General features: G+C 54.0%; 11 protein-coding genes. 3 read left to right on the top strand and 8 right to left on the bottom strand.

Features of this window, described 5'->3' with window-relative positions; genetic code table 11:
* Nucleotides 1–8 precede the first annotated feature (8 nt).
* Both CGA22_RS10725 and CGA22_RS10720 read right to left on the bottom strand, forming a co-directional pair.
* Nucleotides 9–857, bottom strand: a complete 849-nt coding sequence (locus tag CGA22_RS10725; protein WP_041020198.1) for a DUF2726 domain-containing protein — start codon at nt 855–857, stop codon at nt 9–11.
* A gap of 263 nt (nt 858–1,120) precedes the next feature.
* Nucleotides 1,121–1,984 (bottom strand): integrase domain-containing protein, encoded by an 864-nt coding sequence (locus CGA22_RS10720; RefSeq protein WP_041020197.1) that lies wholly within the window; start codon nt 1,982–1,984, stop codon nt 1,121–1,123.
* Nucleotides 1,985–2,993: 1,009 nt separating this feature from the next.
* Between CGA22_RS10720 and CGA22_RS10715 the strand changes: the two genes are divergently transcribed.
* Together CGA22_RS10715 and CGA22_RS10710 are read left to right on the top strand one after the other, a co-directional pair.
* Entirely contained in the window at nt 2,994–3,590 is a 597-nt protein-coding gene (locus CGA22_RS10715; protein WP_052435207.1) for a hypothetical protein, read from the top strand.
* A gap of 3 nt (nt 3,591–3,593) precedes the next feature.
* Nucleotides 3,594–4,520 carry a Kiwa anti-phage protein KwaB-like domain-containing protein gene (locus CGA22_RS10710; RefSeq protein WP_041025022.1) on the top strand — a complete coding sequence of 309 codons (927 nt, stop codon included), beginning with the start codon at nt 3,594–3,596 and terminating at the stop codon, nt 4,518–4,520.
* 184 nt (nt 4,521–4,704) lie between these two features.
* Here the strand turns inward: CGA22_RS10710 and CGA22_RS10705 are convergent, their stop codons facing one another.
* From CGA22_RS10705 to CGA22_RS10680, 6 genes are all read right to left on the bottom strand, one after another.
* Nucleotides 4,705–4,950, bottom strand: coding sequence for a hypothetical protein (locus CGA22_RS10705; RefSeq protein WP_041025021.1), 246 nt, complete (start codon nt 4,948–4,950; stop codon nt 4,705–4,707).
* 541 nt (nt 4,951–5,491) lie between these two features.
* Complete coding sequence (locus CGA22_RS10700) at nt 5,492–5,824, bottom strand: hypothetical protein (RefSeq protein ID WP_041025020.1); 333 nt, start codon at nt 5,822–5,824, stop codon at nt 5,492–5,494.
* On the bottom strand, nt 5,808–7,199 hold the full coding sequence (locus CGA22_RS10695; RefSeq protein WP_041025019.1) for a YfjI family protein: 1,392 nt from the start codon (nt 7,197–7,199) through the stop codon (nt 5,808–5,810). The genes CGA22_RS10700 and CGA22_RS10695 overlap by 17 nt, the downstream gene beginning before the upstream one ends.
* Nucleotides 7,200–7,576: 377 nt before the next feature.
* The gene (locus CGA22_RS10690; RefSeq protein ID WP_041025018.1) at nt 7,577–8,833 is read right to left on the bottom strand and encodes an integrase domain-containing protein; all 1,257 of its coding nucleotides are present in this window, start codon (nt 8,831–8,833) and stop codon (nt 7,577–7,579) included.
* Nucleotides 8,834–9,412: 579 nt separating this feature from the next.
* On the bottom strand, nt 9,413–10,003 hold the full coding sequence (locus CGA22_RS10685) for a hypothetical protein (RefSeq protein ID WP_188258577.1): 591 nt from the start codon (nt 10,001–10,003) through the stop codon (nt 9,413–9,415).
* Nucleotides 9,957–10,988: a TauD/TfdA family dioxygenase gene (locus CGA22_RS10680; protein WP_223194724.1), complete on the bottom strand. Its 1,032-nt coding sequence runs from the start codon at nt 10,986–10,988 to the stop codon at nt 9,957–9,959. Before CGA22_RS10680 ends, CGA22_RS10685 begins: the two co-directional genes overlap by 47 nt.
* 88 nt (nt 10,989–11,076) lie before the next feature.
* Here CGA22_RS10680 and CGA22_RS10675 point away from each other — a divergent pair, with 88 nt between their 5' ends.
* Nucleotides 11,077–12,153, top strand: a complete 1,077-nt coding sequence (locus CGA22_RS10675; protein ID WP_223194723.1) for a hypothetical protein — start codon at nt 11,077–11,079, stop codon at nt 12,151–12,153.
* The last annotated feature ends 1 nt before the right edge of the window (nt 12,154 follow it).

Raw genomic sequence — 12,154 nt, 5'->3', positions numbered from 1 at the left:
CCAAGCAATCAGAGTTGACGCATCAGCTCGCGCACCAGTCGTTCGAACTCCTCCACTGAGGAGGCCTTGGTGTTCAGAGGCCGGATGCGTATGAGCTTGGTATTGGCTGCGCGGAAGATGGCGTCCTTCATCTGGTCGTTGGCTTGCGCCTGGGGATCATCATGGAAGCTGCTATCCAGCTCGATGAAGTACTTCGGCTCGTAGCCACTGCCCACATCGAATACGACGCTGTCGACGATACCCCGGAAAAAGTACGACCTAGTCTTTTCTGACAAATGATCTTTGATCGCCGGATAATCCAGTACGCAGCTCAGTGCCACATTGGGGTATGGGTGGTAGGTTGGGAAAACCCGCCGCACCGCCTCGTAAAAGTTCTCTTCCTGCTTCGATTTGAATAGCCGGATGGTCTTTGGCTTTCCGGGCGTCACTTCCGTGGCCCGGATAGTCATATTTTCTCGCATGCTCGCCGCAACGGCCTCTGGCCTGGCCTGCAGGAAGGACTGGATGATCTCCTTGGCCAGCGGACGGTGCTGATGCGACTGGGCATAGTTCAGCAGCCCTGAGTGCTTGGTCTCTTGCATCAGCTTCAGCCGCTCATCAACAAATCGATCCACAAAGTCCTGGCTGAAGCCATGCTGGTTCAGCTCAATGAGCAGGTTGGTGGACTCGAATTGCCTAGAGCGCTCAACAGGCTGAAGCGGTTCGGCGAAGGAGAAGAACTCGGTCTCAAAGAAGCCCGTCATTTGAGCCAGATAGGGATCTTGCACCTTGGCCTTCTTTTTCTGGTAGAGAAGCTTGCCAATCGCCTCCCAGTCCTTTTGGGCCAATAACGTAAACCAGTGTTCTCTGTCTTCCATGACCGCGCTCCGCGCCTGATGCCGAACATCGAGCTAATATATGGCCGGGACCGAAGCACATGCAACGGATGGATGCGATTAGCGAGCGTCTCAGTGGAACCCAGTTGGAGCGTGCGCAGACAGATGGTGAATCAAAGCTTCACGACTCGGATTTCAGCGTTTCTTTACGTGGACACCATTGTCCTTATGATTGGGATCGGCGCTAAGTCCCCACGCTGTGGAGGTACACACTTTCACGACTCATAGACGTCGAGCGCCCTGAACTATCGCCCAAGATATGTCGCGGTGATTTGTGTTCTCTCATGCCCGAGTTCACGGCTGATAATTTGTCGAGCAATACGATCTTGGGAACGCTGCACTGAGGTCAATTCCCTGGAAGAGATTCCTCCTGCTGCCGGTGCCTTCCACCCTGTCATAGCTACGTAACGGCTTTGCGCATAATGATGACGTAACCCATGCATATGGCTCAGCCCTGCTGCCTTGCATTGACCGTCGTAGGTATTTCTCTGCTGGATATACGTTTTCTGAGCCGGGATTAATGAGCCGGCCCCTGCCAACCGATGTGCCGCTTTCAGCACCTCGCGCTGTAGTGGAGTGGTGATAGGTACAGAGCGATCACGCCCACCCTTTGTCCACGAGCCCTTGAGCAGAATGTGATCTCCCTGATCTGCATACCTGGGCTGAAACTTGATCGCCTCCTCACGACGTAGCCCAAACGCAGATTGAAGCTGAAGGCTCATGCGTACGTGCGTATCCGTAACCAGGTCTAGTCTCGATCCCAGCTCCTGGGCTTTGCTCACATTGGTGACATAGCGTCGATCCGCCACGCCGAGTTGCGTATTGTCCGTCGGGAGGGTGCCGGCCTTGCCGATTTTCTCCGCCCACCAGCGCAGGTGTGAGAGTCGATTCTTGATCGTACCTGACGAAAGGCCTTCGCCTTGCCAGCGGTCCAGCAATGCCTGGACGTGTTTACCCTTCAGAGAGGAGGCCTTCATCTGCCGGAAACCGGCCTCACGCAGCTGCCTTGCTGCTAGGGAAAGTGACCGCATTCGGTCGGCCTGTGTGTTGTGGCTGCCATCGCGGTTGCGCCGGCAAAGTTGCTGCAGGGTGTAGGTCAAATCGTCCATCTTTCCACCCTCATGGAATTGGTCGGTGTTGTTGCGTAGTCCTGAGAATCATTGGTTAGTGTTGATGCCAACTCGCTAGGCGAGATCCCGTGAGGGCAGGGGCATGGTGGTCAGGAACACCAGTGTCTCGAATGAGACGTCCGTCTTGCATCCTGTTGGAAGGCCGGACGGAGTTCGTGCGGGATGAATGGGCATTTCGCGTAGATGAGTTCTCCAGCAGTAGGTGCGGTTAGGAAAGTGAAGGTAGTGCTGTGCATTGCTCGCGGGGTCACCGTGAAAGACGGCGCGCAGTGGCGCGTGAAGAATAAATCCGTGGGATAAAGAGGCTCCACCCCATGGGTAGGGGTCAGTATGCGAACGGAGCTGGCATACTTGGAATGGGCCCAATCCATCCATTCTGATGGACAAACCGCTCGCGGGGCCTGGGGCTTTTGGGATGACGACGCATGATGCCAGTCGTCTTTTGGCGTTACTTGGTCAGTGTAAAGCGGGCTTCATCACGTACGCCGCACTCAATAGGATTGTGCGTTGCTCGCATTGTTGGCGGCGTGTGGAGGGCCGTCACTGCGGCTTGCAGTGACGGCCCAGTTATGGCCCGGGCGTCGTGGGGCGGGATTTGGCCCTGCGGCTGGAGCATATTACCCATTGCTTGGGGGCTGACGCGGCCTTCGGCCTTGTCGGCTCCGTGTGCAGGAGCGGCATGGTTCCCACGCCACGCCTGCACACGGAGCTTTAGGGTTTATACGACCCCCCGTATCTGAGGTTTGCCAAAGGAAGAAAACGGCCAATAGCAGGCCTTCCATGTGTTTGGGAAACCCGGAACGATTCATTGCGGATGATTTCGATGAAGCATGTGAGCCAGGCTAAATTAGCAGCTTTGACCAAAATCGCATCATCGCCAACAACCTAGACTCTCCAGCTGCTGGGGGCACAAGGCCACTAGCCGCAGCCACAGATCATCGCTATCCTAATTTCCATAATTTTCGCCCCACTCTAGCAGGGATGCCTAATGGAACTCAGGCTAGTATTCGCCGCAGCAATCTTCCTGGGCTCCTACCTTCCGCTCAGCATCATCCTGTTGGTTCAGGACTTGAAGGTCGACCTCTTCAGCAGGCCTTTTTGCGACGCAACGCTTTGGCAGATGTCATCGGAGTGCGAGCTCCCGTTCAACAACTCTAGCCTTTCGATTGGGTTTGCACTCTGCTGCCTAGCTTGCTTTCTAACCACCGTCTTGGTGATTTGGTGTAAGCAAGAGCCACAGAGAATTACTATTATTGAGTCAAAACAAATTCCAACCGACCTGATCAACTACGTCGTGCCCTACATCGTCTCGTTCATGAGTCTTGAGTACTCACAACTGACCAAAGTATTGGGCTTTACGCTATTCATGGTGTGGATCTTTTGGCTGTCTTACAAAACTGGTCAAGTCGTGCTCAATCCTATTCTAATTATCTTGGGTTGGAAGCTCTACGAGATCAAATATCGGTACCAGAACAGTCCTACTGAGCGCGTAGATAAAGCCTTGGCAAAAACTGAGTTCAAGCCTGTCGCCAACGCCACCATCGACGTCGAGTTCATTCAAGAAGTCATAGTAAAAAGGGATTAAACCATGACAATGCTGCAGGATTTACACGATTTTGATCTCGAACAAGCAACGGTCAATTTTTGGGTATTTAAGCGATACACAAAAGGCATGCCACCAGAGCCCAAATACACGGGTAAATGGGTTAGCTTGGATAATGAGCTCAAACTGGCATTGAAGTCGACGGCAGCAGCCTTCAAAGCGGCGCTCACTGAGACGCTTGAATACGGGTTGCTCGCTGAAAACAATCAATCGAGCGCGCTCACAATTCCGCAGGACGAGACCCACGCAGCCAAGCTTGTCGCAGAGTCGCATGACCAGACTCCAGCCAAGCGAGTCTCCGAAATGAAAGAGCTGGCCAACGCCGAATTCTACTTGGTGAAATTCTCAAGTACTCGGGGCAATCTGTACTGCGTACGCAAAACGGATTCCACATGGAAGACAAAAAAGCGAGCTGGTGCCATTCACACCTTTTTCAAATCCAAAACGCTGAAACTTGATGAAGCGCCCAGCTTTCACATCGCGAAGGACTTCGACATGGCGGTGCTGGAAGACACTATATTCATCAAACACAAACCCAGCTTTGAATCGATATTGAGTCACAAGGCAGCCCACCAGGAAGACTTTTCTGAGCTCCTAGCTCAGGCTGATTTCCAAGCGCTTTTCACCACTACCGACGTGGTGAGCGACTACGTTGGGACAAATGCCATGCAGCTTCGCAGGGCGTCGGCCATCAAAATGAAGGGGCATTATCTCGACGCAAGATTCATGGGTAATCTGCGACGCGAGTACGCTAATTTTGGCCTCAACATCCCCTTTCAAGCTGACGGAAAAATCGCGCCTACGCCAGAAAGCTGCCCTGATATTTTCAAAGCACTACTGGATCATCGGCTGAAATCTCACTTCTCTGAAAAGATCTATGACGTTCAAAACACCGCTGATACAGGGATTTGAGTCTTGATAAGGGAGGCCATATGTCGAGTGGCTGCTTTTGGCCAATAGCTGTCCTTAACAGAGTTGCTGGGCGTGGCAGCCTAGTAGACACTGCCACGCGATCCAGAGACTGGTACCTAAGAAAATTAGAAAGCCACCTGTCCTAGAACGGGTGGCTCCTGATGCTGTTGGAAGAGAGAGTTTGTCAGTGGATAAATGCGATCCAGACGAAGAGAACCGCCACCGCGGAGAAAATCATTACACCAATATTATTAATGAGACTAACCTCAAACCGGGCTAACTCTGCCCGAAATTGTGCAATGTCGAAATCAGACTTAGAAGCAGGGGAAGGGAGGACAGCTGGTTCCATAACTTGGATTACCGCTTCGATTTTTGGCTCCGGCATGTTGATCGCTTTCAGTGCTTTATACATTGCCAGTGGCATCTTCATTAAGGCCTCCAATATCAAAAAAGGCCTACTCCAAGACAGGAATGGCCCATCGTGCGTTGGGTCGGAGTATCCATGCTTCCATCGTTATTCAAATTCCCTGTCCACGCTGCGGGAAGCAACGCGTCATTGGGGGGATCGTGCGGGAAACCGCAGGGCCGTCTCGAGGATCTTGGCGGCTACTGCGCGCTAGCAAAATTGCATTTACTGACATTTGCTGTCAATCCGCAGACCGGCTATCGAGTGTTTCCGAATGTTGGCCGAGGGGCATTTGCGGTTGCCGTTTTCATCTCAGATTCAGGTTTAGCGAGCAAGTCTTCCATCAGTCCGCAGTGGTAAATCATGGGGCGGCAGGCGTGCACCGGTTCTGTCACCAGACCTCAACGGTCAATATCTCGCGCATGTTGTCGATCTGAGATGGCGAGTCTGATGCCGAGCTCACAATAGAGATGTTAGGGCTGGCGACCAAATCTTTGAATGTTGATGGACAGCAGCTGGAAATAGCCAACATCATGGCTCTCACGCTGACCCATCGACACAATCATCATTCATTTTCAGTCGTTTGGAGGAAGAACAGCATATCCTTCCAGCAGCAGCTGATTTGCCCCAGCTGATGCCAGTGCCTCGGTCGTATGTGCAGAGTATTTTCATGGTGGTGCAACACAACCCCATCGTTGCGCAGTTGCTGGATTAGCAGCTTGATGTCGACAGGGGCTGCACGGGGTGTGGCGACAGCGGCGACACTGGCGACAACCTGCGGGATGCCCTGGTTGGCATCTGGCGACAGCGTGGCGACGGAGGTGGCGACACATCGCAGGACAGGTGCTGTCTGATTTTTCGACTGGAAGCGGCGTACTGCGTCATTCAGACGGAACACGACACACCTCGAAAGTCTTGGCATCTTGACTCTTCACGCAGCTCGCTGTGAGTAGCTCAACGAGGAGCGTGGCGGTGTGATTACAGCTCTTACGCGCAAAGCGAGGGCCGTTGCGGTTGATGTCTCGGATGGTAAAGCGGTTCCAGCCTTTCTGCTTCAGCCAGCGTAACAAGCGATCCGCTTCTTCACGCAGGGTGTTAACCGGCTCTTGCTCAGTCAAGCGTTGGATCTCGGCCAGGTAATAATCCATTAGCGTTGAAGCGCGCTGAATATGCTCTTTGTTCAAGGCATGGGCTTCTTCGATTGCCGCCAGAACCCCAGCGATGCGCAGTACATTGGCAGCGGCTTTACTGGCGACGGATTGAACGCCGGCCAGCTCCCCGAACTCGCCAGACTGGCACTCTATAGAGTCGTGGATATCAATCCAGGCAATGCGGGCGCTGTGCGTCAACTCCAATGTCATGAGCTTGAGTGATCCGTCCTTGTTGGTCGCCAACGGCTTCTTCAGCAGATCAGTGATATGCGTTTGGTAGCGTTGCACTTTGGCGTCATGCGTCAGATCTACCGCCTTGTACAGGCGCTGACCGATCAAACGCTCAGGCCAACTGATCAGGAATCTGCCGAGCACACCTTGACCATTGACCGTTGGGTCTTTGAGGAATTGGTTGGCCAGGTACGGCTGCAGCATCAGATGCATGCTGAGACGACGATCATAGGCCCGTAGGCTTTCCCCAGGCATGGACCGTGTCCGATCAATCGGACTGCCGTCCCATATTCTTGAAAGCGTGGTGATCGCTTTGAGCTGGTTCTCTTTGCTCATGGTGCTGCCACCGAGGAATTGACCGCCTTCGTCATTGAACAGGCCCATGCTTGGCAGTCCATAACACAGGTTTTTTACGAGAGCTTCGATGGTGGGCTCGGTGGAGATCAACCTGGGCTGGACGGGTTCGGACAGTTCACATATTTCATGCTTTTCCTGTCGATGGGCTTTGGCCGTAAGACGGATGGCTGATTGGTAGGCGTTGAGCTTCTCCGTGTACACGGACCACTGCTCTCGCTCCCAGTTACGCGCTGCGGAGAGAGCTTGATGATCCACCGCACTTTTACGGTCACCTGATGATGCGACCGTTAGCAGATACAGAGACAACGGATAGGTGCGGCCATCGAGTTGTACGTTGGCATGGCCTTGAGTTACCAGAGCTGCGGTGGCCAGCACCGATTGTGCGGCCATGGCATTCGGTGCGCCGATTACCTCTGCCATTCGTTCTACCGCGCCCCCGAGGAGTTCACCCAGCGCTTCGACCGGGTAGGCCAATGGTTGGGGCCGATAGTCCAGCAGAGGGCGCGGTGGATCGCATTTTTCGCACAGTTGCATCGACAACAATCTCCTTATTGGGGCAGTTTCCCTCGCTTCTTGGCTCTTACTTACCTAGGATCGCCGCTAACCGCGCCTCGTGAGGCATTGGTGTACCTCGTGTTCGACTAGCGATCAACCAGGCCATTGGGGAATGCAACTGACGTAGAAGACCTTGGATCTCGGTGGCTCTAGATGGATTTTTTACTGTTTGTAAGCTCGCCAAGCGAGCCGCTGAAAACGTTGCTGCGAAGCCTTCCCGACTGCAGCGGCTTTGGCTGAAGAAGCATGATCGGAACGCGTGGTGGCGACGGCTGCCTGTTTGTCGCCTTGTCCGTGGTCAGAGACGACGAGGGTTGTCGCCGCTGTCGCCGACGTCGCCATCAGGTCGACTTTGATTAACGAATCGAGACGACTTTCCGACCTCTGTTTTCATGGACTGCGGCTACTGAAAAGTCACCCGTGGCTGCCTTTTGGATGTGTTCGCTCCACCAGGTCATCATGGGACGTCGACGTTCAATGTAATCTGCGCGGTTGTAAGCGCTTCGAACCTCATCCTTGTCGACATGAGCCAGGGCAACCTCAATCAATTCGGCATCCCATGCATGCTCGTTCAAGATGGTGCTCGCCATGGAGCGCATTCCGTGGCTTACGAGTCGCCCTTCGAAGCCCATCCGTTTCAACGCCATGTTCGCGGTCTGGCTGTTGCAATGGGTACGAGGATTGCGGTCGGAGGGAAATACGTACTCCCTGTGTCCGCTGTAGGGCTTGATGGCCTCCAGGAGGGCCAAGGCGTGTTCCGTGAGCGGGATGATGTGTGTGCGACGTTTCTTCATTCGCTCCGCAGGGATCGTCCAGATCTTCTTCTCGAAGTTGATGTCAGCCCATCGGGTGGTCGCAGCTTCTGCTGGCCGAGTCATCGTGTGGAGCTGCCATTCGATGAGGCAACGGGTGGTTCTTTTGATGCTGGCATTGGCAATCGCCACCATGAGCTCGTTGAGCTCATCGGGAGGCAATGCCGGCATGTTTTTCTTCTTTGGTTTTTTGAAGACCGATCGAATTCCGCTCAGGGGGTTGGCATGAATGAGTCCGTAGTTCACCCCGTAGGTCATGATTTCGTTGAGGCGTTGGGTCAGGCGCTTGACCGTTTCCAAGCTGCCTTTGGTCTCAAGTGGCTTAAGCAACTTGATGACCTGGGGAGCGCTGATTTCGGAAATTGGGGTCGCGTATAAATCCGGGAAGATGTGCAGCGTGAGCGAGCGCCAAATGTCTTCAGCGTAGGCGGTTGTTACGGAATCTTTCTTCAGCTCAAACCAGGCCGTCGCCACGTTTTGAAAGGTGTGCTCTGTCGCGGCTTTTTTCGCTTGGCGATCGGCATCGCGCTGCTCTTTTGGGTCCAGTCCCTGGGCAACCAGTTCTCTGGCCTCAACGGTGCGTTTTCGCGCTTGGGCCAGGCTGAGCTCAGGGAACGTACCCAGCCCCATGTTGATCCGTTTTTTCGTCACGGGATGGACGTAGTTGAAATTCCATAGCCTCGAACCATTGGTGCGGACTCGCAGTTGGAGGCCGTTGCCGTCGGTCAGTATGTAGTCCTTGGCTTTGGGTTTGGTGGCTCTGATTTTCAGGTCTGAAAGGCGTGTGGCTTGGGCGCCCATGGGTACTCCAACGCTGTTCGTGTATTCCAAAATTTACCAGCCGCGGGCTTGGAATACGCCTTGGAATACATTTCAAAATGGATCAGCGTGAAGGGCTATGGAGCTCGATGGCGCTGAAAGCCCCGTATTTACTGGGTTTCAGGCACAAAAAAAGACGTCCGTGGACGTCTTTAGATGATGAAATGGTGGAGCCGGGGGGATTTAAATTATGTACATAACCTATTGTTTTAAATAAATTTATTTATAGGTTTATTCTCAAGTGCCCCCATAAGTGCCCCCGTGCACGTATTTCCGATGAGCGGCTATTTGAGGAGTTGAACTGGCGTCCTTAATTATCGTTTTACGACCTGGCGAGGCCAGTCAACCACCGGGGAGCATTAAATAAAGTCGGTCGTGTACAACGTAGGAGGGTTTGAGCCCAGCTCAGACCGGGTGCTGGGTAGATGTCAGGTCACGCAGTTGGGTTTTTTCCGCGGTAGCGCACCATGGGCTCATCTAGGACTATTTGAGCTGAGGTTCGGTATGAGACACTCGATGGTTACCTGCCACAACTGTGGCAAAGCGATGGTTCCGAGAGCGTCATATAGCCGTGGTTTCTGGGGCTATTCGCCTTCGTCCAATCATTGCCCCTTTTGCCTGAGTGAGAACTGGCACGGCGGAAATCCAGGGGTAGGGGCTCGGCTGTTCGCTTTGGTTGGCCTGGCTCTTGGTGTTCTGGCCTGTGTTTTGATGGGTGCTTTTCTTTTCAAAGTGCAGCGGTGGCTCGGCATTGAAGGGCAATGGTCTCTTTTGAGCCTCGGAACCTGTGCTGTGTCGGTGGTTGCGGGATATCGTTTTTACAATTGGTTTGTGGATTGCTGACAACCGGTGTTTCTGCTGGGGAAAGGTAGCAATCGGCCTATTCTGTTGAAGAAGTCGGTTTCTATAGATTGTGCTGATCAGCGCCTCTAGTAGCGTGACCGCATGTGCGTACACCAGCTTGTACATCGTATCGGTCTGGCTACGGTTCATGCCGATCGTTAAAAGGCCTGCAGTCGTTTTCAGGTCGGCAAAAAACTTGTAAAAAACTGGTTGTGCGAGGCAGGTGGGCCGCTTTTGAGCGGCTTCTTCGCAGAGTGTGCAGTTAAGGGAAGAGCATGAAGGTGCTATCGGGATGGCGTTGGGATTCATCCAGCTCCGATGTGTCCAGTCCATAGGTTCGAAGCATCCAGCGGGACTCTCCGCCGTGCCCCTCGCCGATCTTGGTTCGGCCATGAAGCGCGATGCGGTTGTTAACGATGGCGATATCACCGGGAACCAACGCGACGGGGATGACGCAATTCAGGCACGCCTGGGCCAAAGCATGCATGGCCTGCTTGGCAGGTGTCTCGCCCGCATCCGCGGGCTGTGTGGAACTGTGGCTGTAGCGAACCCAGAACCCACTCTGCATCCGAAACAACAGTTGAGCATCATCGACCAGCAGTTCCTGACCGAGGATCTCTTCCATACCGTCGCGGAAGGTGAGCTGCGACTGCAGGATGTACTGGGGCTTTTGCAGCTCTTGGATATGCAGGGGATCCAGCTGGTTCAGAATCGCATCGAGTGGCATCACTGTCGTCGGCACCGCGTTGGGGTTGCGCAAGGCCGACAGGCACACAAAGTCTGGCGATGGTGCGATACGCGAGTCTTCAGGGTCAAGGTGGCCGCGCACTGGGAACGAGACTCCATCAGTATGACCGCTCATTTTTCCCTGGGACTTTTCTGAAACCCTGCCTTCCCCTGGAATCACAACAAGGTTCACGAAGAGTTCTCCGCCGTTTTCCGATCCATACGACACGGTATCTGCGCCCAGAGCGGCCAGACAGGTGATCGCTGTGGCACGGGCCACCAACGTGCCTTCGCACTCGGGGACAGGACGAAAATCGATCGGCGTTTCAGGGAGCTGCTGCGGGTCAAAAACACTGCGCAGGTGGAGGCATGGCGATTTCCATGCGAAACCATGAACATCACCGCGCGTGCAGCCCAGTTTCGTTAATTCTTCGTCGAGCGCCGGCAGCAGCGATTGACCAAACGCAACTGGATCGCTTAGCTGCTGAGTCATCGCATCAACGGTTAGCTGTGCTTTCCAGTTCGTGACAACGATTCGCAAAGCAGTACAAAAATGAGCGTCGATCAATTGTGTGCCTATGCGTGCGGTTGATATAAATATGATATACGCTAGCGTGACTCATCACGCGTCTTCTTGCTAGCGATCGTTCGGATCCATGAAAAAGCCCAGCCTCAAGCTTGCCGATTATCTCAACGGGTGCGCTAGTTTTCTAGCCAGCCTGAAACCTTATATTAGCCTGACCAGAACATCTCAGGGCGTCAGATGCCGTCTTACCCTGCCTGATGGCAACTGTGTGAACGTGCATGGCCAGGACGAGCCGCATGTGGTGCTCAACCTGATGCATGCGCTTGTGAATCTGATGCCTCAGACACCGAGTGAAGATCAGAGAGAAAAGCTCTCTGTCTCAACCAAGCAGCCTGTGGTGAATTCCCAGGTAATGGAGACGATCATGCATTCAGAGGTGAAGGCTAAAGAGATGGATGAAGCTACTCGTAAGGCCCGCGAACAGATCGGCGTCACGACGAAGGTGTCACTGCTCGAAAAGATCGACTCGGTCGCGAAAAGCAGAGGCGTTTCGCGTGCAGTCGCCGCACGTGATCTACTTCAAGACGGGCTTACCCGATTCGACCGTGAGTCCCGAACCAAGAGCACATCGAAACTGCTGGCTGAGTACGAGCGCAAGGCGAGTGATTTTGTCGGTGCCGATACGCAGAACTGGAGCATCCGGGCGGAAAGACGCCTGGTGATGAAAGCCCAGTTGACGGCAGGGGAGTATGAGCGCTCTACCTCCTCGTTCGTAAACGGGGTGCTCGCCGAGGCTCTGTCCCATTGTCCGGTAGCTGCCGCATTGGCGGAAAAAGCTCCGGCGATTACTGATGCTTCCGTCGCTCTGGCGTTGGAAGCCATCGAGCGAGTGAAGGGGCCGAAGGCCAAACAGATCGCTGCTGAGGCTGACTTGGGAGACAATCGTGTTCTGGCCACCCTAATTCTGAGCGGATCCGTTTTTGCGCCTGCAAGGGTCGTCCGGAAGATGGCGGACTATCTGCAGGTGCCATTCGACGCGTTTTCTGTTGCGTTGGAGCGGCGTTTCACGAGTCAGCCTGTCCCTGCCTTCAAGGCAACTTCAGGTAAGCCAGAAGTCGATCTGCAGCGTAAGTCTTGGACTGTCGCGGTGAAGGAGCTGGAATTGTCGCCAGATGAGGAAGCTCGCCTACTGCAACTGGAGGGTTGAG

The sequence above is a fragment of the Pseudomonas sp. PSB18 genome (assembly GCF_014596565.1).
GTDB lineage: Bacteria > Pseudomonadota > Gammaproteobacteria > Pseudomonadales > Pseudomonadaceae > Aquipseudomonas.
The sequence above is the reverse complement of the archived record's forward strand: the minus strand, read 5'-3'. Positions and strand labels throughout refer to the sequence as shown.

What these genes read in the sequence shown, in the direction of transcription:
- CGA22_RS10725 (WP_041020198.1), bottom strand. Translation starts at nt 857, where the DNA reads ATGGAAGACAGAGAACACTGGTTTACGTTATTGGCCCAAAAGGACTGG.
- CGA22_RS10720 (WP_041020197.1), bottom strand. Translation starts at nt 1,984, where the DNA reads ATGGACGATTTGACCTACACCCTGCAGCAACTTTGCCGGCGCAACCGC.
- CGA22_RS10715 (WP_052435207.1), top strand. Translation starts at nt 2,994, where the DNA reads ATGGAACTCAGGCTAGTATTCGCCGCAGCAATCTTCCTGGGCTCCTAC.
- CGA22_RS10710 (WP_041025022.1), top strand. Translation starts at nt 3,594, where the DNA reads ATGACAATGCTGCAGGATTTACACGATTTTGATCTCGAACAAGCAACG.
- CGA22_RS10705 (WP_041025021.1), bottom strand. Translation starts at nt 4,950, where the DNA reads ATGAAGATGCCACTGGCAATGTATAAAGCACTGAAAGCGATCAACATG.
- CGA22_RS10695 (WP_041025019.1), bottom strand. Translation starts at nt 7,199, where the DNA reads ATGCAACTGTGCGAAAAATGCGATCCACCGCGCCCTCTGCTGGACTAT.
- CGA22_RS10690 (WP_041025018.1), bottom strand. Translation starts at nt 8,833, where the DNA reads ATGGGCGCCCAAGCCACACGCCTTTCAGACCTGAAAATCAGAGCCACC.
- CGA22_RS10685 (WP_188258577.1), bottom strand. Translation starts at nt 10,003, where the DNA reads ATGAATCCCAACGCCATCCCGATAGCACCTTCATGCTCTTCCCTTAAC.
- CGA22_RS10675 (WP_223194723.1), top strand. Translation starts at nt 11,077, where the DNA reads ATGAAAAAGCCCAGCCTCAAGCTTGCCGATTATCTCAACGGGTGCGCT.